16 protein-coding genes are annotated in these 19,943 nt (G+C 46.5%); all 16 read left to right on the top strand.

What is annotated here, in order from left to right; all coding sequences use genetic code 11:
• Positions 1–141: 141 nt before the first annotated feature.
• The 16 genes from B4A77_RS03340 (at position 142) to B4A77_RS03265 (ending at position 19,804) form a co-directional block, all read left to right on the top strand.
• A complete protein-coding gene (locus B4A77_RS03340; RefSeq protein ID WP_290738308.1) occupies positions 142–2,085 on the top strand; it encodes a polysaccharide biosynthesis protein in 1,944 nt (647 codons plus the stop codon).
• Positions 2,086–2,095: 10 nt separating this feature from the next.
• On the top strand, positions 2,096–3,994 hold the full coding sequence (locus tag B4A77_RS03335) for an OmpA family protein (protein WP_290738305.1): 1,899 nt from the start codon (positions 2,096–2,098) through the stop codon (positions 3,992–3,994).
• 10 nt (positions 3,995–4,004) lie between these two features.
• Positions 4,005–5,186, top strand: coding sequence for a DegT/DnrJ/EryC1/StrS family aminotransferase (locus B4A77_RS03330; RefSeq protein ID WP_290738302.1), 1,182 nt, complete (start codon positions 4,005–4,007; stop codon positions 5,184–5,186).
• Between the two features lie 132 nt (positions 5,187–5,318).
• Positions 5,319–6,458, top strand: coding sequence for an ATP-binding protein (locus B4A77_RS03325; protein ID WP_290738299.1), 1,140 nt, complete (start codon positions 5,319–5,321; stop codon positions 6,456–6,458).
• Complete coding sequence (locus B4A77_RS03320; RefSeq protein WP_290738296.1) at positions 6,458–7,144, top strand: sugar transferase; 687 nt, start codon at positions 6,458–6,460, stop codon at positions 7,142–7,144. The genes B4A77_RS03325 and B4A77_RS03320 overlap by 1 nt, the downstream gene beginning before the upstream one ends.
• Before the next feature lies 1 nt (position 7,145).
• Positions 7,146–8,036: a glycosyltransferase family 2 protein gene (locus B4A77_RS03315; RefSeq protein WP_290738293.1), complete on the top strand. Its 891-nt coding sequence runs from the start codon at positions 7,146–7,148 to the stop codon at positions 8,034–8,036.
• Positions 8,036–8,890, top strand: coding sequence for a hypothetical protein (locus B4A77_RS03310; RefSeq protein WP_290738290.1), 855 nt, complete (start codon positions 8,036–8,038; stop codon positions 8,888–8,890). The genes B4A77_RS03315 and B4A77_RS03310 overlap by 1 nt, the downstream gene beginning before the upstream one ends.
• Entirely contained in the window at positions 8,887–9,645 is a 759-nt protein-coding gene (locus tag B4A77_RS03305; RefSeq protein ID WP_290738288.1) for a glycosyltransferase family 2 protein, read from the top strand. The genes B4A77_RS03310 and B4A77_RS03305 overlap by 4 nt, the downstream gene beginning before the upstream one ends.
• A 14-nt stretch (positions 9,646–9,659) precedes the next feature.
• Positions 9,660–10,709: an EpsG family protein gene (locus B4A77_RS03300; protein ID WP_290738286.1), complete on the top strand. Its 1,050-nt coding sequence runs from the start codon at positions 9,660–9,662 to the stop codon at positions 10,707–10,709.
• Position 10,710: 1 nt separating this feature from the next.
• A complete protein-coding gene (locus tag B4A77_RS03295) occupies positions 10,711–11,661 on the top strand; it encodes a glycosyltransferase family 2 protein (RefSeq protein ID WP_290738284.1) in 951 nt (316 codons plus the stop codon).
• Positions 11,658–12,662 (top strand): polysaccharide pyruvyl transferase family protein, encoded by a 1,005-nt coding sequence (locus B4A77_RS03290; protein ID WP_290738281.1) that lies wholly within the window; start codon positions 11,658–11,660, stop codon positions 12,660–12,662. Before B4A77_RS03295 ends, B4A77_RS03290 begins: the two co-directional genes overlap by 4 nt.
• Positions 12,663–15,314 carry a Coenzyme F420 hydrogenase/dehydrogenase, beta subunit C-terminal domain gene (locus tag B4A77_RS03285; protein WP_290738278.1) on the top strand — a complete coding sequence of 884 codons (2,652 nt, stop codon included), beginning with the start codon at positions 12,663–12,665 and terminating at the stop codon, positions 15,312–15,314.
• A 19-nt stretch (positions 15,315–15,333) separates the two neighbouring features.
• Positions 15,334–17,484: a polysaccharide biosynthesis tyrosine autokinase gene (locus tag B4A77_RS03280; RefSeq protein WP_290738275.1), complete on the top strand. Its 2,151-nt coding sequence runs from the start codon at positions 15,334–15,336 to the stop codon at positions 17,482–17,484.
• A 91-nt stretch (positions 17,485–17,575) separates the two neighbouring features.
• The gene (locus B4A77_RS03275; protein ID WP_290738273.1) at positions 17,576–18,496 is read left to right on the top strand and encodes a hypothetical protein; all 921 of its coding nucleotides are present in this window, start codon (positions 17,576–17,578) and stop codon (positions 18,494–18,496) included.
• A gap of 8 nt (positions 18,497–18,504) precedes the next feature.
• The gene (locus tag B4A77_RS03270) at positions 18,505–18,675 is read left to right on the top strand and encodes a hypothetical protein (protein WP_173382260.1); all 171 of its coding nucleotides are present in this window, start codon (positions 18,505–18,507) and stop codon (positions 18,673–18,675) included.
• An 82-nt stretch (positions 18,676–18,757) separates the two neighbouring features.
• The gene (locus tag B4A77_RS03265; protein ID WP_290738270.1) at positions 18,758–19,804 is read left to right on the top strand and encodes a nucleotidyltransferase family protein; all 1,047 of its coding nucleotides are present in this window, start codon (positions 18,758–18,760) and stop codon (positions 19,802–19,804) included.
• The last annotated feature ends 139 nt before the right edge of the window (positions 19,805–19,943 follow it).

Genomic DNA, 19,943 nt, shown 5'->3' with positions numbered 1-19,943 from the left:
ACGATTGTTAACGGATTCTTTACAGTTTTTGGAAGGCAAAAAATGGGGTGTTTTGACGCAAATCACACTCATTTCCAAAATGGCGTAACATATCTTCCCGATAATCGAAAATGTTTATATCTTGGAGGGGCCCAAAACACGATGAAGAAAGATATATCCGAGCTGTTTACCAATTTCAGGCTCCGGAAGCGACTGCTCGCGCTTGCGGACGGTTTCATCGTCGTTATTGCGGGACTGCTCGCGAATTTCCCGATTCCCATATATGCATCGCGAATCGGACGCCCTGAGCTTTTCTCGTTCATGTCGACGTGCGTGGTATGCTGCCTTGCCGCCCTCCTCCTGGTAGGTGCATACAACAAGCTTTGGCGCTACTTCTCGCAAAAGGACTACCTGAGTTGCATTATCGGTGTCGTGCTCGGTTATTCCGTCGCTATTTGCCTCTACTATATTATTACCGGGGTCTCGTATCTGCGTTTCTCGGCGCTTTCGTGCCTGCTTACCATTGTGGGCATCTGCCTGTTCCGTTTCGTGTTCCGCGACGCCTTCTTGACGATTGCTGAAGTCGGCCGCAAGGATGCCGAACGCAAGCGCACCATGATTATCGGCGCGGGCGAGGCGGGGAAGCTCCTCATTACGGAGATAAACAGGCTGCCCGCTGTGGCGGGGGCGGGGTCGCTCAAGATTGAACCCGTATGCCTTATCGACGATGACCGCAACAAGATTGGCTCTACCGTCTGCGGGGTGCTTGTAGCAGGCGGTACTCGCGATATCGTGAAGGTAGCGAAGGCCGAGAATGTAGAACAAATTATCTTCGCCATCCCGAGTTGCCCGCCCAAGGACCGCAAGGCGATTCTTTCGATATGCAGCAAGACGGGGCTCCCGGTCAAAGTGCTGCCGTTTATCGGTAGCCTGCTCGATACTTCAAGCATTGGCGACGGCTCTACAAACTTCGTGGAACAGATTCGCGATATCAAGGTCGAGGACCTGTTGGGGCGTGACCCCATTACGTTTGATAACAAGGATGTCCGCGGCTATATCGAGGGCAAGGTCTGCATGGTTACGGGCGGAGGCGGCTCCATCGGGAGCGAACTCGTGCGCCAGATTGCAAAGTACGACCCGAAGCGGATTGTGCTTGTGGATATCTACGAGAACAACGCCTACGAAATCCAGCAGGAACTCCTCATGGAATACGGGAGTGCGCTTGACCTGGTGACGCTTATTGCGAGCGTGCGCGACTACAACCGCATGAACCAGATTTTCAAGAAGTACACGCCCGATGTGGTGTTCCATGCGGCGGCCCACAAGCATGTGCCCTTGATGGAAAATAGCCCGATGGAGGCGATTAAGAACAACGTAGCAGGGACGTTCAACGTGGCGTTCCTCTCGCTGTTCAACAAGGTAAAGAAGTTCGTGATGATTAGCACCGACAAGGCGGTGAACCCCACGAACGTGATGGGTGCAAGCAAGCGCTGCTGCGAGATGATCGTGCAGTATCTTGCCCAGCACAAGAGGAGCGGAACGGAATTTGTATGTACGCGGTTCGGAAATGTGCTCGGCAGCAACGGGAGCGTGATCCCGCTGTTCAAGCGCCAGATTGAGCAGGGAAGGCCCGTGACGGTTACGCATCCCGATATCATCCGCTACTTCATGACGATTCCCGAGGCGGTGAGCCTTGTGCTCGAGGCGGCCAGTATCGCGCACGGCGGCGAGATTTTCGTGCTCGACATGGGTGAACCCGTCAAGATCGTGACGCTTGCCGAGAACCTCATCCGCATGTACGGGAAGGTGCCTTACAAGGATGTCCCGATAAAGTTTGTTGGGCTCCGGCCTGGCGAAAAGATTAAGGAAGAACTCCTGATGGACGAGGAAGGCCTGCAAAAAACCGGCAACAAGCTCATCTTTATTGGAAAACAGCTCGAAATTGACAATGGCAAGTTTATTCCGCAGCTTCGCAAGCTTAGGGATGCGGCCTTTGCGAACGACGAGGCTGGAACCGTGCGTGCTTTGCACGAGATTGTGCCTACTTTTGTCTCCCCGGAACAGTACAACGCGACAGAAAAAGCTAAATTTGGCCAGTCTTTTTAACATGAATATTATGAAATTACGTTTTTTTTCTGTTTTGATTTTGGGGTTTGCGGTGGTTTGCCTTGCCCAGACTGGCCTTATGGGTGGTTCCGACGGTGTCCACCAAATTAATACCCAGACGCTCGGTACGGGGCAGGTCATTGTTGGTACGGGTGGAAATTTTGCGATTGACCCGTGGGCGCTTTCGCGCGGAGGAATCTTCTACGACGATGGCGAAAGGAAAAAGCTCCAGCACCTGAAGGTTTCGGCGACAGGTAACTTCTTCGGCGCGGTCGGGCTCACCCGGTTCATCGATATCGGTGCCGCGCTCAACATCAACTACGACAGGTCGTATGCGGGCAGCTACTGGGAAGCGGCCGGCAACATCAGGCAGGGAGACCTGGACCTTTGGGCCAAGGCGCGCGCGCCCTTCTTTAGCGATTCGAGCGTGTTCAGCCTGGCCGGACAGTTCGAACTGTACCTCCCGATAGGCGTCCGTTCCATCGGTATCCGCCCACGCCATGCATGGTATATCCACGGGAAGGGCGAAACGCACCCCTATACGGCGGGCGAAGTGGTCGTCGGGATGAGCGCCGTGACGACTGTTGATTTGACAAAAGTGAACGTTCCCTTGCGCTGGAACGCGAATATCGGATTTGTCTATGCGAACGAGGGCTCGAATACGCTGGTTTATGGCACCGGTATCGACTGGGACATGTTCAAGTGGATGACCTCCTTTGTCGAATATAGCGGCGAATTCCGCGTAGAAAACAATGGGCTCCCGATTGATTTTTGGGAAGATCCGATGACCTTGACTCCGGGTCTCAGGTTCCATCTGCCGTGGAACCTGGAGCTTTCTGGCGGCATCGACTTCTCGGTGCGCATGCTCCGGACGCTCTATGACCGCGACAAGGAAATGAAGGATGTCGATAAGTGGACTATCGGCTACACCGACCAGAAGGGATACAAGAAGACGTATGGCTACACGCCGGCCCCGACGTATGCCCTGACAGGACTCCTGACGTGGAAGTTCGGCATTGCGGACAAGGTTTCCGAACGCCAGTGCCCGCAGGGACTCCCGCCCGAAGAGCCGCGCGACACGGTGACCGTGGCCCGCATGGATACGATTGTGCATGTGGACACCGTATACACGGTCGATACGGTGGTGCAGAAGCAGTCTTACGTGAAGGTGGATTCGCTGCCGGATAGCGACAACGACGGTGTCTCGGATGACCGCGACAAGTGCCCGGATACGCCTGCGGGAATTACGGTGGATACGACGGGTTGCCCGCGCGACTTCGATGGCGACGGCGTCCCCGATCATAAGGACATGTGCCCGAATACGCAGCCGAACATCGGCGTCGATTCGACGGGTTGCGCCATGGACGAGGACCGCGACGGTGTTGCGGACACGAAGGACCTGTGCCCCGCGACTCCGAAGAACGCTCCGGTGGATACGACCGGATGTCCGATGGATTCTGACCGCGATGGCATTCCCGACTATCAGGACAAGTGCCCGAACACCCTACGTGGCGTGAAAATCGACAAGAAGGGTTGCCCTGTCAACAAGCGTGAAGACCTGGAAAGGCTCAAGAAGGGAATCAACTTCAAGAGCGGCTCCACCGTGCTGACCAAGGCGAGCTACAGGACTCTCGATGACATTGTGAAACTGCTGACCAAGTTCGGCGACGTGAGCCTCGAAATCCAGGGCCACACCGATAACGTTGGTGGCGACGAATATAACGAGAACCTTTCGCAGGGCCGCGCCCAGTCGGCGGTAGATTACCTTATCCGCAAGGGAATTCCGGTCGAGCGTCTCCGTGCGGTTGGCTTTGGACCGCGCAAGCCCATTGCCGACAACAAGACCAAGAAGGGCCGTGCCAAGAACCGCCGCGTGGAACTGATTCCGTTCTATAAGGATGATCCTTAAAGGAGAGTCGATGCGTTTCGAGAAGAGAGTCTGGCTTGCTAGCCCCACCATGCATGGCGATGAACTCCGCTACATGCAGGAGGCCTATGAGACCAACTGGATGAGCACCGTCGGGAAGAATATCGACGAGGTGGAATGCCAGGTGGCCGAGAAGGTGGGCGTGAAGTATGCCGTAGCGCTCTCGGCGGGGACGGCGGCGTTGCATTTGGCTACACGGCTTGCGGGAGTCCGTTTGTTCGGAATGCCCAAGGCGGGCGAGGGTACGCTGCGCGGGCAGAAGGTCTTCTGCAGCGACATGACGTTTGCCGCGACGCTCAACCCGGTGGCCTACGAGAATGGCGAGGCCGTTTTTATCGACAGCGAACGCGATACCTGGAACATGGATCCCGTGACTCTGGAAAAGGCCTTCGAAATTTATCCGGACGTGAAGCTGGTCGTGCTTGTTCACTTGTATGGAACGCCCGCGAAGGTTGACGAGATTCGCGCAATATGCAAGCGTCACGACGCCCTGCTCATCGAAGATGCCGCCGAAAGTTTCGGGGCTAGCTACAAGGGAGTGCAGACCGGGAGTTTCGGCGACTTCAACGCCATCAGCTTTAACGGGAACAAGATTATCACCGGTTCCAGCGGCGGCATGTACCTTACCGACAGCAAGGAAGATGCCGACCGTGTGCGCAAGTGGAGCACGCAGAGCCGTGAGCCCGCGCCGTGGTACCAGCACGAGGAAATCGGCTACAATTACCGCATGAGCAACGTGATCGCGGGTGTGGTGCGCGGACAGCTGCCGCACCTCGAGGAACACATTGCGCAGAAGCGAGCCATTTACGAGCGATACAAGGCGGGCCTTGCCGGGCTCCCCGTGCAGATGAACCCCTATGACGCGGCGAATTCCGTGCCGAACTTCTGGCTGAGCTGCATGATTATCGACGAGAATGCGATAGGCGAGGGTAGAGGCAAGGCGACGCCCGCGAAAATCCTGGAAAGCATTTCTGCGATGAATGCCGAAGGACGCCCGATATGGAAACCCATGCACATGCAGCCTTTGTATGCGGGACATGCCTTTGTGACTGCCTCGGGAGATGACGTCGGTGCCGATATTTTCGCCCGCGGGCTCTGCCTCCCCAGTGACAACAAGATGACCCCCGACCAGCAGGAGGCCATCATCGCTGCCATAAGGGAATGCTTTGAATAGCCTCCTTTTTATGTTTTTGGGGGCAAAAAGCCAGCAGGCCGTGTTGTACAAAGCCGACGTTTATATTATATTAGGTTGTAATGCGAATCTTTTTTGCAATGGTGATATTCGCATTGGTCACTGGGAGGTTCTGTGACGGCGCTTGAAAAAATGATTTCCGCAGGGGAAAACAGCAAGGTCGAATTCAAGTCGTCTTTCAATCAGGAGACGATAAAGCCCGTGGCGGTCCAGGGGCGTTGCTTTATGCGGCGCGAGAACAGTAACCACGTTATGTCTCCCGTCGAAATAAGCGATGCCATGCTGCAGACGCAAAACTCTAGCTGGGATTATGTGCTTGATGAATCCGGGTCAATGGAAGACGTTTCTCTGGAAAAAATAGAACGGAGCATCGAACGCATAAATTCACGCGGATACCACCTGCCGATGGACGCGGTCGAGTTCTTGCGCAAGAACCGTCTGTTGCGTGACGATAAGTTGACCTTTGCTGCCGAGATGCTGTTTGCCAAGGATTGGCACATGAACACTGCCGTACAGATGGGCTTTTTCCAGTCCCCGACAATCATCAGGGACAGGGACGAGGCCCATGGCGACCTGGTAAGCCAGGTGGAGCAAGTTTTCGGGTTCGTGAAAAAGCATATAAACTGTGCCGTCGTGATAAGCGGCAAGCCGGAAAACGACCTTGTGTGGGATTACCCGCTGGATGCGCTCCGTGAGCTTGTACTGAACATGATTGTGCATAGGGATTACCGCTCCCCTTCGGAATCCTGCGTCAAGGTGTTCCAGGACCATATCGAGTTTTTCAACCCTGGCAAGCTGCCCGACGACATGACTGTTGACGACCTGGTTAACGGCCGCTATCTCTCCACGCTGCGCAACAAGGCCATCGCAAACCATTTCCACCAGCTCGGCGAAATAGAAAAATACGGTTCCGGAGTGACCCGCGTGATAAGGCTTTTCAGGGCGGCCGGACTGCGTGACCCGAAATTCGAGATGATGGGCGCCGGAGTCAGGGTGACCGTTTTTGCCCGCGATGCGGACAAGCATGAGAACTACCGGAATATTCCGGAAACTACGGAGAAAACTACGGAGAAGGCTACGGAGAAAATTTTAGAGGCTCTCCGTAGGAACCCCGATGCCACAACTCAGATGCTTGCGGAACAGTTCGGAATAACCGCAGACGGTGTTTATTGGCACGTGAAAAAACTCAAGACGCAAGGGAAAATCCGTCGTATTGGTGGTGACCGCGGCGGCCACTGGGAGGTTCTTTCCTGATGTACTCCCGCTGCCTGAAACGTTTCTTCGACTTTTGTTGTGCTCTAGCGGCAATCTGCTGCCTGAGCCCGCTGCTTGTGGCCCTAACGATCCTCGGTGCAGTCAAGATGAAGGGTAATCCGTTTTTCACGCAGCCCCGTCCCGGGAAAGACGAAAAGATTTTCAAGCTCGTCAAGTTCCGCACCATGACAAACGAGAAGGATGCAAACGGCAAGTTGCTCCCCGATGACGTGCGCCTTACCGCGTACGGAAAGTTCCTGCGCAGTACCAGCCTCGACGAACTCCCCGAACTATTCAACATTTTAAAAGGCGACATGGCGGTAATCGGCCCGAGGCCGCAACTCGTGCGCGACATGGTGTTCATGACTCCCGAACAGCGCAAGCGCCACACCGTACGGCAGGGCCTGAGCGGGCTTGCCCAAATCAACGGCAGGAACGCCGTGACTTGGGAAAAGAAAATCGAGTATGACCTCGAGTACATCAAGAAAATCACCTTCCTGGGTGACGTGAAGATAATACTCACTACGCTGAACAAGGCCTTTATCAAGCGTTCCGACATCACCGAAGAAGGCTCCGACACCGCGACCGACCTCGGTGACTACCTGCTGGCAAGTGGCCGCATCACCCGCGAGGAATACGACCGCGGCCAGGAAGAAGCGAAAAGGCTTATTGCGGAGGCCGGGTAGCATGTCATCCCTCGTCTCCATAATCATGCCCAGCTATAACACGGCTCCGTACATTGCCGAGTCCATCAACTCGGTTGTTGCTCAGACCTATGAAGACTGGGAACTGATTATCGTTGACGACGCCAGCACCGACAGCACCGACGAGGTCGTGAATAGTGTTATTCAAGGCTGTCATCCCCGCGATTTATGCTGTCATCCCCGCGAAGGCGGGGATCTTTCATCGCGAATCCACTACCTAAAAAACGACCGCAACCGCGGTGCCGCCTACAGCCGCAACCGAGCCCTCCGCGAAGCCAAAGGCAAGTGGATTGCCTTCCTCGATAGCGATGACCTGTGGGCTCCCGACAAGCTCGAAAAGCAGATAGCCTTCATGGAAAAGAACGGCTACGCCTTCAGTTACACGCGCTACGAGGAAATGGAAGAGAACGGAAATCCGACAGGAACCATCGTGAGCGGCCCCAAGCACATCACCAAGACGGGAATGTATAACTACTGCTGGCCCGGTTGCCTCACCGTGATGTACGACCGAGAAGTCGTGGGCGACATCCAAATTGCCGAAATCCAGAAGAACAACGATTACGCCATGTGGCTGAAAATCTGTCGCAAGGCCGACTGCTACCTTCTGGACGAAAACCTGGCCCGCTACCGCAAACGCACCGGCTCGATAACACACTCCTGTCATCCTGAGCGGAGCGAAGCGAAGTCAAAGGATCTTCCAATCTGTCATCCCCGCGCAGGCGGGGATCTATCCCGTCACTTGTCGCTCATCAAGTGGCATTACAAGCTCTATCGCGAAGCCGAAGGAATGAACCCGGTTTTGTCTCTGTTTAATACCGGCCGAAACCTGTTCTTTGGCGTGTGGAAGAAAATTAAGTACGTGGGGAGGGGGTGATGACAGAAAAATTGATTCCCGGTTGGAAATACTATAATCATGCGGCTATCCCGACCTGTGCTCCGCACGAAATGCCTGATTTAACTCCTATTAAAGATGGTAGGATTTGGCATATAGAAGGCAAAAAGCCATTATTAGTTCGTTATACAACAGATTGGGATTGTGGATATGATACGGGTTGGTGGTATTTGATAAGAGAAGCGCCTTTTGATATCAACACCCTATCAAGTAATTCTCGGAAACACATCAAGGAAGCGTTTCGAAAAGTAAGAGTTGAGAAAATTGATCCGATGCTTCATATTGACGAATTGTATGAATGTAGCCATAATGCTTTTTTAAAATACAAGAACGCAAGTAATGAACCTTCTCGGTCGCAGTTTGAGCAGGAGTGCCAATTGGCCTGCGAAAAGAAAATTGAGTTCTGGGCTGGTTTTGATTTAAAAACGGAAAAAATTGTTGGTTGGTTGAATGTAAATGTTTATGATTCGTGGTGTGAAATTGTAACTGCCAAATTTGATCCTCGATATTTATATATGCGTGTGAGTGACGCTCTTTATGCTTCAGTATTGAAAAGTTACCTTAACGAATGTGAAAAAAAATATGTTTCATCTGGTTCAAGGTCTATTCAGCATACGACACGGACGCAAGAATATAAAGAATCTCATTTTGGGTATAGAAAATGCTTTTGTTTTTTGAATATTGTTTATTCCAAAAAATTGAATTTCCTTGTAACATTGTTGTATCCCTTCAGAAGGATAACATTACATTTGGGAAAATTTGTTAAACCATTGCATCAGATTTCGGCTATTATGCAAATGGAACAAATAAGGCGTGCACAACGGAGGTGTCAGTGAATATTCAGGTTCTTGTTGCAGCAATGCATCAGAAAGATCATTCTCTCCTTGAAAAAATGCACATAAAGACGGATGCTATTGTTGCAAACCAATGTGAACATAATTCCATAGAAGATTTCGAGTGGAATGGAAATAAAATTCGCTACTTGAATTTTGCGGAGCGTGGAGTTGGTTTGAATCGTAATAATGCACTTATGCGTGCTACGGGTGATATCTGCCTTTTTGCGGATGATGACATGATCTATGTTGATGATTATGTAGAAAAAGTGAAGAGTGCTTTTGAACGTTATCCTGACGCTGATGTTATTGCTTTTAATTTGATTGAACCAAAAGTTACACGGTATGTAATAAAGAAGGCTTATAAGGTTAGTTTTCTTAACTATTTACGCTTTGGTACTGCGCGTGTCGCTGTTAGGTTAAAGTCTGTTCGTGAAAACGGAATATATTTTAATCAATGCTTTGGTGGCGGAACAGAGCATAGTCATGGTGAAGACAATATTTTTTTGACGGATTGTCTCCGGAAAGGCTTGAAAATGTATGCTGTTCCTGAATATATAGCGGAACTTACGGAAGAGCGACCCTCTACGTGGAAATCTAGTTATGATGAAAAGTTCTTCCGTGATCAAGGTGCTTTATATAGGATGATTTCTCCTAGATGGTGGAAATTTCTTTGCCTTCAGGATGCGGTTCGACATAAGAAATTATATGGTTGTTCGTGGAATAAAGCGTATAAAAATATGTTAAATATTTTATAATATATATCGTTGAAATGTTGCCATTTGTATTTGTATCTATCTTAAGTCTTTTTTTTGCTTTTTTTGCGGAGCAACGAAATAGTCGTATTGGTATGTGCGTTTTAGCGTTGCTTCTTGCCTCTTTTTCTGGTTTAAGGGGGCCGGAAGTTGGCATAGATACTGATCAATATTACTATTTCTATGAAGAAATTTTACAAGGAAATGGTGTTTTTGGCATAGAAGATTCATTTATAAGTTTTTGCGAGTTTCTACAAATTTTTTCTCCAGATCCAGCACTGTTAATCTTTGTTATGTCATTTTTGACAAATGTCTTGATTGTAGCAAGATTGTGGACGTTCCGAAAGAGTTGTTCTTTTGCTGTAATGATTGCTGTATATTTAGCAGGATACTACCCAGAATCAATGAATATAATGCGACAGTTCTTTGCTGTTGCTTTGATTTTTGGTGGCTCCTATTTCCTAGAAAAGAATAAACCTTTGATTTTTATTCCGTTTCTTGTTATTGCCATTAGTATGCATACCTCATCTATTGTTGGGATACTGTTGTTGTTTGTTTATTTGTGGAGTGTAGATGACGAACGCAAGTCAATGAAAAGGGCTGCTATTGCGATTTTAGTTTTGCCGTCATTCTATATTGGCTATTCAAGAATAATGGATGCGTATGAGATTTATTCAAGATATTTTGAAACGGTAAAACAGAATTTTGGCTTCATGCTTATGTACAAGATGCTTCTTACTGTTTTTATTTGTTACATTTCAAGATACGGGTTTATTCGAAAGGGAAATGAAATAGTCGGTCAAAAAATAATTGATTATCGTGTATTGTGCTTTTATGTGTTAGGCCTTTGCTTGTGCTCTTTAGGAATGTTTTTCCCCTATATAGACAGAATTGGCTTGTATTTTCTAATGTTTGAAATGCCTTTTTGGGGATGGGCTGTGAAATCTAATGAGATGTCAATCCCGTATCGTGTTTTTTGCTACATCTTTATTGGCTACTTGTTCTTGATGACCCTGTTAACAGATGGACATGATATTTTCCCGTATAAAACTATATGGGGAGGGTAAAATGTTAATTAGTATTGTTGTTCCTGTATATAATGTTGAAAAGTATTTGCAAAGGTGCATTGATAGCATATTGGCGCAAACTTTTCCTGATTTTGAATTAATCCTTGTTGATGATGGCTCTACAGATAATAGCGGTAAGATTTGTGATGAATATGCAAAAAAAGATCAAAGAATCGTTGTAGTTCATCAAGAAAATAGAGGACAATCGCTTTCCCGTAATTTGGGCATATCCCTTGCGAAAGGGGATTACATAACATTTATCGATAGTGACGATTTTATTTTACCGCACTTTTTGGAGTACTTGTATAAAGAATGTACCAATGCAGGTGCGGACATGTCTATCTGTGGTTTTTCAAGATACCTAGATAAAGATGATATTTCTTCTGTGATTGAAAGAATGGACTACAAGAGCGAATCCTATGAAAAAACAAAAATGGAAGAATATCTTGTGTCGTCTAAAATTACAAATACGGTTTGGGGAAAATTATATAAGAAATCAATTATTTGTGATTTTAAATTTCCGAATAGAAAATATTGCGAAGACGTTTTTTCTACGTATATGTTGATTCATGCGTCGAAAAGAATTGTATTCTTTGATTACAATGGCTATGTATATCGGAATAATCTTGATAGTGTAATGAATGAAAAATATAGTCCACAAAAAAAAGATGGAATATATATCAGTGTGGAAAGAGCTCGTTTTATGGAACAAAACTATCCTGATTTGGCGAAATACGCCTATAGAGGCGTGATTTACTCCTGTAATCAGGTGCTGTTATGTATGGGACGCAGTCGTGTCATTGATGCGGAAATTCTTGTGGAAATGCAGCGATTGTATAGAAATTACGTGAAATATTACCTGCAATGTAAAACATCGGTTTCTGGAAAATTATTTGCATTGTTCTCTTTTTTTAATGTGCGATTAGGACTATTTGTTGCGAGATTTTTATGAAAGTTGGAATTCTTACATTGCCATTTGTGAATAATTATGGGGGGATTCTGCAGAACTATGCTATGCAGGCAGCCATAAGAAAGTGTGGGATGGAGCCGATAACACTCGATGTTGAATCTCCCAAAACGCCTGTATGGATTTTTATTGCGTCGTGGATTAAGTCATTTATCTTCGTATTGTTTGGGAAAAAGAGGGCTTTCCCTAAAACAAGAGTGAATAAGCGTTCTGAATTGCTAAATGATTTTATTCGCTCTTCAATTAGTACGACAGAAGAACTGAAAAACCTAAATGAGGATATTCTAAAAAAATATGGAGTAACAGCGGTTGTTGTTGGTAGTGATCAGGTTTGGCGCCCCAAATATACGCCGGATATTAGCAAAATGTTCCTAGACTTTGTGAAAAATGAAAACACCAAACGGATTGCATATGCGGCATCTTTTGGTGTAGATGGTTGGGAATACACTCCTCAACAAACAGTGGTTTGTTCAGAATTAGCAAAGAAATTTGATGCGATTAGTGTTCGTGAATCATCGGGCGTTCATTTGTGCAAGGAATATCTTGGTGCGAAGGCGATATGGACGCTTGATCCGACTTTGTTATTGTCCAAAGGCGATTATGAAACGTTATGTTGTGATATTCCTATAGAGAATACCCCATTTCTTGCTGCGTATATTTTAGAGAAAACTGATGATATTAAGGTAAAATGCAAACAAATAGCTTCAGAAAGAGGACTGACCATAAAGTGGTTTACTGCGGATAAGGCGGCATCTCTTTCTATACGTGAATGGATTGCAATGTTTAGAGATGCTTCTTATGTTGTGACGGATTCTTTTCATGGAACGGTTTTTTCAATTATCTTTGCTAAAGAATTCAAATGTGTTTGTAATGAAAGTCGTGGCTCGGCCCGTTTTGAATCGCTTCTTGAATTGTATAATACCGGAAAATTGGCTGAAATGCGTGCTTTTTCGTTGAACTGGTTAAAGAAAGCTTTAGAATCATAAATGCCCAAATCACAACTTAAAATAGGTGCGTTGCTCTCGTATGTAGTTCTGGCTCTTCAAAACCTGGTGGGCTTGCTATACACGCCATTTATGCTTCGCATGATGGGTAAGTCAGAATATGGTCTATATTCTCTTGCCGCGTCTATTGTTGCTTATTTGACAATTCTTGATCTAGGATTCGGTAATGCGATTGTCCGTTATACGGCGAAGTTTAGAGCCGAGGGAAAACAGGAAGAACAGTATGAAATGTTCGGAATGTTCTTTTTGCTTTATTGTGGTATTGGTCTCCTAGCACTCCTTGCTGGAGGTGCCTTGTATTTGAATGTTGAATATTTCTTTGATTCTACAATGACACCAAATGAATTGTATCGAACGAAGATTATTCTGATTTTAATGGTCATCAATTTGGCGATAACATTCCCGTTTAGCCTCTTTGGTTCTATCATTACAGCTTATGAGCAGTTTATTTTTCAGAAAGTTGTGTCAATAATCCGTATTATATTAAATACGGCAACAATGATCGTTTTGTTAAGTATCGGATACAAGGCGATTGCAATGGTTGTTGTGACTACAATCTTTAATATTTTGACTCTAGGGAGTAATTTCTGGTATTGTAAACGCTGTCTAAAAATTCAATTAAAATTCCGTAAATTTGAATGGGGATTCCTAAAGGAAGTGTCTTTCTATTCCTTGTGGATATTCATGAATGTGATTATGGATCGAATTTACTGGAGTACGGGACAATTTGTGCTAGGAGCGTTTGCCGGGACTGCTGCGGTTGCTGTTTTTGCTGTTGCAATTCAGTTGCAGCATATGTATATGAGTTTTTCAACAGCAATTAGCAACGTTTTCTTGCCGAAAGTGACTGCAATGACTGTCCAAGAAAAAAATGGTCGCGCTATATCGGATTTGTTTATCAAGACGGGACGTGTTCAGTATTGCGTGATGATTTTTGTATTGACGGGATTCTTTTTGTTCGGAAAGCAGTTCATTTGCTTGTGGGCGGGGAAGGAATATGAAAGTGCGTATACAATAGCAATGGTTTTCTTTGTTCCTTTTACAGTACCGCTTATTCAAAATATAGGTTTGACAATTTTACAAGCTCGGAATCAGATGAAATTCCGCTGTATTGTAAGTTTAGCGGCATCTATTTTTAGTTTAGGAATTCAAATTCCCTTGGCGAAATATTATGGTGGAATTGGCTGCGCTATTGGTATTGCTGTAGGTTTATTTGTAGCACAAATAGTGGTTATGAATATTTATTACCAAAGGGTTCAAAAAATCAATATTGTAAGATTTTGGTATGAGATTGCAAAGATGTCCGTTATTCCGCTAATGCTTGCAATTTGTGCGAATTTTGCAATGTGTCATTTTATTTTGGATTCTTTTTTGAAGTTGGTTGTTGCTATTTCGTTGTATTCTTTACTTTATATACCGTTGTTTTTCTTTGTATCAATGAACGAATATGAACGTAATTTAATTTTATCGTTTTTTAAGAAAAAAGGAAAAAGTGCGTTTAAATGTTCTTCTTGTGCGGCCTGCATGAATGTGTGTAATAATCATGCGATTTCGATGAAACTCGATCAGTATGGTTTTTATAGGCCTGTTGTAGATGAGTCAAAATGCAATCATTGTGGAGCGTGTGTAAGAATTTGCCCCTGGAGGCATCAGGTAGAGAATCCTTTCAAATCGTTTGATGAACCGAATGTGTATGCAGCTATATTAAAAAATGATGAAGTGCGTCTAAAATCCTCAAGTGGAGGAGTTTTTCCTTTATTGGCGGAAAATATTTTGCAACAAGGCGGATTTGTTGTTGGTGTTTCGCAAAAGGAGAACTTGCAGTTTGAGCATGTGATTATATCTTCTGTTAATCAGTTGTCTGATTTGCAGGGGCCGAAATACATACAAACAAATCCAAAATATATTTATACAGAAGTGTTAAAACTACTGAAAGAAGGAAATAAAGTTCTTTTTTCTGGAACACCTTGCCAAATTGCCGCCTTGTATGCTTTTTTGGGGAAAGAAACTTTTGATAATTTATGGACGGTAGATATTGTTTGTCATGGCGTTCCTAGTGTGAAGGTTCTTGAAAAACATATTAATGAAATGAGTGCGCGCCATAATTCAAAAGTGACGAGCATGTTATTTAGAGATAAAACGACAGGATGGAATAATTATTCTTTGACATATAAATTTACGAATGGTGATGTTTATAGTGAATTTTATGGAAAATCACAGTATATGAAACTTTTTTTAAGCAGACTTTGTCAAAATGATTCTTGCTATGATTGCTTGTATCGCAAAAAACCGCGCATAGGAGATTTGACATTAGGCGATTTTTGGGGAGTTTTGCGTTATCATCCTGAAATGTTCGATGATAAGGGAACCTCTTTTGTAATGGTTAATAATGAACATGGTGCGAAATTGTATAATACCATAGAAAATGGTTTATGCCATCGTGCGTCTTCACTTCGAAAGGCTGTGGCCAATAATCCTAGCATTCTTTACCCAAGTACGCCGAATTCTATGCGAAAAGCGTTCTTTTCTAATCTTGATAATTTGTCGCTTGATGATTTAATTGTTAAATATTGTCCTAGGGCTCCGTTGTATAAGAAATTCTTTATTGTTTTAGCGAAAATACTAAAGAATTGATGACTATTATAGGTATGTTATGGCTGTAGAAAAAGATTTGACAATGAATACACCTGAAGGATCTCGTGTGTCAAACAATACCATTACAATGGTTGAATTTGCTCTTCTTTTATGGAAGAAAAAGTTCATTGTTGTCTTGTTTGTGTTTGTTGCGGCCTTTTTGGGCGCAGGCTATGCGATGTGGGTCCGGCCTCAATTTACAAGCGATGTCTTATTGCAGGTAAATACAAAAGGTGCTAGTAGTAAGGCGACAAAAGCAATGGGTGAAATGGGAGCTGTCCTCGATCTTGCTAGCCCGGCTGATGCAGAAATAGAACTTATTAAGAGTCGTATGGTTCTGAGTTATGTCGTTGAAGCTGAGCATCTTCATTTTAAAGCGGAACCAGTAGATTTTTGGGATCGACTGACTCATAAGGAAGGACGCATGGATATTGACTCTTTGAAGATCCCAGAAAAAGTTCGTACAAAAAAATGGATGGCTGTTGCCAAGTCTGATGATGTCTATTCTGTTATATCACCGGAAGGTAAAGTTGTGTTGAATGGTAAAGTTGGTGAATTAAATTCTGCTCCGTATGGAGATGATTCCTTGTTTATTCGAGTGAATTATATGAACGCGCTTGCGGGTCAGAAATTTGCGATTAGTCAAGGTTCTCCTCTGAAATCGGAAAGAGCTTTGGCTGGGAGCCTGAATGTTGCAGAAAGGGGAAAGCAGACTGGTATTATTGCGATTCGATATAGTCATCGCTATCCAGATCGCGCTGCGTCTATTTTAAATACGATTGCCAAGACGTACTTACGCCAAAATGTTGAAATGCGTAGTGCCGAAGCAGAAAAGACATTAGAATTTCTTGAGGGGCAGTTACCTGGCGTCAAGGCCAAGTTAGATAGTGCGGAAAAAGTGCTTGCTGACTACCGTTATAAGATTGGTTCTGTGGATATGACGGGGGAGACTAAGGCGCACTTGGACAAGGAAGGCCAGTTGCAACGACAGATTATGCAGTTGGAACAGGAACGCCAAGCCGCGATGCGCCTGTTCAAGGCTGAGCATCCGAATGTACAGACGATTATTAAGCAGCAGAACAAATTGCGTGCGGAACTAGCTGCACTTAAGAAGAATGCTGAGAAGATGCCTCTTACACAGCAAGAGGTTAAGCGTCTTCAAGAAGAAGTGACCGTTAACAATGAAGTCTATACGAATATGCTCAACAACATTCAACAATTACGGGTGGTTCGTGCAGGAGAAGTGGGTAACGTTCGAATTGTTGATTTCGCGCAAATAGAGATGAGCCAAACAAAGCCGAATAAGTCAAGAATAATGATGCTTTCTCTTTGTGCGGGGTTTGTGCTTGGCGTTTTATTTGTTTTCTTAGTGTATATGCTTAAAAATGGGGTAAAGAGTGCTTCCGAAATCGAGCGCGAAACAGGTCTCAGCGTGTTTGCGAAGATTCCTCAGTCTCCGAATAAGTTGCTGCGTGGTCATAAACATTTGCACCACGGGGCTCCGTTCGTTTTGCAGAATACTGATGATAAAGTAAGTGAATCGTTCCGCTCGCTGCAGACGGCCTTGATGTTCCTGATGCCGAAACCGGAACATAGCGTTGTGCTTGTAATGGGGCTAATTCCTGGTGTAGGCAAGAGTTTTGTTTCGCTGAACCTGGCGGCGACGATTGCTGTGAGTGGTAAGAAGGTGTTGCTAATAGATGCAGATATGCGCCGTGGTGTAATTCACGGACGCTCAAAGTTTGGACTTGCTGATGTTTTGGCGGGAATTGCGACTCTTGACACAGCTGTTTCACAAAAACATGTTGATAATTTGTATGTAATGAATGCCGGCAAGACGAAACTTGCTGCCTGCGAGTTGTTACGTGGTGAGGCAATGGACAAACTTCTCAAGGAGGCCCGCGAAAAGTTCGACATGGTAATCGTGGATACGCCGCCGTTGAACTTGGTGACCGATGCCGAACTTATTTGTCCCTTGGTGGATTTCTCGCTTTTTGTGCTCCATTATGGTCGCCACAGCATGGAAGAAATCAAGGAAACTGTCGAACGCGTCCGTCGCTACTCCGACAAGCCTGCAGCAATTGTAATGAACCACTGCGAGCATGAACCGGGGCGCTATGGATATGGCTACGGGTACTACAATAAGGGCTATTACGGCAAAAAAGCGTGATTTTTGTGTGATGCTCGACACTTTACGGAAATATTACATTTTTCTATATTTGGCCTAAATCTATAGGTTGAATATGAATTTTTCCCAAAAAATGGCCATTTTGGCACTTTCGTTCGCTGTCGTGGGCGTTTTTGCCCAGGAAGAGGGCGCTATTCTTGGCGAATATGGCGCAATTACCGTTAAGATGCTTAATGGCAAGAAGACTGCACTCATTAGCGGTACCTCGACGGAAACGGTCGAGATTGCGGAAGATGTCGAGGTGGATTCCATCTATTATGATCGTGATTATTCGGGTGAATGGGGCAAGCCTGGCACCTTGATGTTGCCGTTTGATTTCCCGAATGGATGTCTTTCTGAATTTGGCCAAATTTACGAAATGACAGGAATTGAATTTAATGGCACTTCGGAAACTTGGCAGATAGATACGAAGACGATGGGTAGTAATGGCAATTTTGAGGCGAATAGGCCTTATTTCGTGCGTCCCAATAAAAATCAGGTTGTTTTCCCGGCATGGTGTGCTGGTAAAACAACCATGAAGAAGACGGTCGGTGCCGATACAAAGTTCTCTTTCGATAACTGGGAATTTCGGGGCATGTATTCCTATAAGACTTGGGATGAGGGAGACTCTGATATTGGTCGTGTTTATGGCTTTGCTGCAAAGGAAAAGGAAGTTGATGGCAAGACCATTAAGCAGGGCCAGTTCGTGAGGGTCAAGGCGGGTGCCTATATCCGTCCGTTCCGCGGCTATCTGATTTACAACAATAGCGCCGTTCTTACCAAGAGCGCTACGAATTCTGCAACCGCCTCTATCGATGTAGAAGATTTGCCTTCCACGATCGAGGTTGTTTTCCATGATGAAGATGAAACCACGGCAATTTACATGCTGAACCCGCACACGGGCGAGTTCTCAACGGCGACCGGCTGGTTTGACATGAAGGGCCGCAAGCTTGACAAGAAGCCGACCATCAAGGGTACCTATTTCCACAACGGCAACAAGGTTATCATCAAGTAGGGGTGGATATGAATTTGAAGTTTGAAAAGAAAGAATACGTTGCCCCGAAGCTCACTTTTATCGATATGCGCGGTGACATGTACCTGCTCGCTGGTTCCGGTGGTGACGGTCCCGATGCCGATGACTACGACGACGAACTCGGATTCAACCTGAACGAAGGTGCAGACCGTATCGCATAACGATTCTACGAGGCGTACGCGTCTCTTCTTTACACTCCTGCGATTTGCCATAGGGGCTTCGCGGGAGTTTCCTGTTTTTGGGGTGGGCGATATTTCTGCCGAAGACTGGGAATGGCTATACAGGCTGTGCGGTCGGCAGTCGCTTTTGGGTGTTGCCTTTTATGCGATTCAAAAGCTTTCATCAGGGAAGCCCGAAACTCTCGGGATGCCGCGCCAGCTTTATCTCAAATGGTATTACCAGGCTGAGGGCATCCGGTCGCTGAACGAGCGGCATTATGCGTGTTCTAGGGAGCTGACTCAGAAGTTTGCTGCGGAAGGTTGCCAATCGTTCATTCTCAAGGGGCAGGCGAATTCCCTGCTTTACCCGGACAAGTTTATCCGCCAGACGGGAGATATCGACATCTGGGTTTCTGGCGGGCGAGAACGTGTTCTTGAGCTGCTCCGGAAGATGGACTTGCTAGAAGATACGAAGATCTCTAGCCACGACGTCCTTCTTCCCAAGAAGGTGTTCGGGGAAGAGGTCGAGGTTCATTTCGGGTTCGGGGTCGACCGCTGCAGCCTTTTTGCGAACAAACGCATGCTCGCATTCCTTGACGTGGAATCGCATAACTTGACGCCTGTGCCCGAGGGCTTTTACGTCCCTTCCAAAAAGTTCGCGCTGGTCATGCAGCTCTCGCATATCTACAAGCACATGCTGGGCCTCGGGGTAGGGATGCGCCAGCTGGTAGATTACTTCATGCTGCTGCGAGCCTCGTCGAGTGAGAAACGTGCCGAGATTGCCTCGTTGCTCGGGTCCATGAACTTGCGGCGATTTGCGGGGGCGCTCATGTGGGTGCTCTCGGAATGTCTCGGGCTAGAAAGCGGGTTCTTGCTCTGTGCGCCCGATGCTCGCCGCGGGCGCATTCTCCTTCGCGAAATCATGCGTGACGGCAATTTCGGGAAATTCGCGGATCGTCGACGCGGCTCTGTTTGGCACTGGTGGCTCAAGAACCGCCTGCGTCTGCTGACGTTCCTCCCGTTCGATTTCTCCGAAGTTTTGTGGTTCCTGCTGCGCTACTGGGCTTTGTTCGTGTTCCTGACGCCACAGCGCATTCTGGCCCTCCGCCAGTATAAAAAGCACCACAAATAAAAATGGCGGCCCAACTGTCGCCAGATGGGGCCGCGCTTTTTTTAGAAAGATGCTCGCCTTCTCCCCAAAGAGGATAACTCTACAATGGCAACAAGTTGCCAAGTATCGTATAGCGGGGATGACAAGTAAAGCGGCGGGA

This window comes from Fibrobacter sp. UBA3718 (assembly GCF_002371935.1).
Classification (GTDB): domain Bacteria; phylum Fibrobacterota; class Fibrobacteria; order Fibrobacterales; family Fibrobacteraceae; genus Fibrobacter.
Note: the sequence above shows the minus strand (reverse complement) of the source record. Positions and strands in the feature narration are given on the sequence as shown.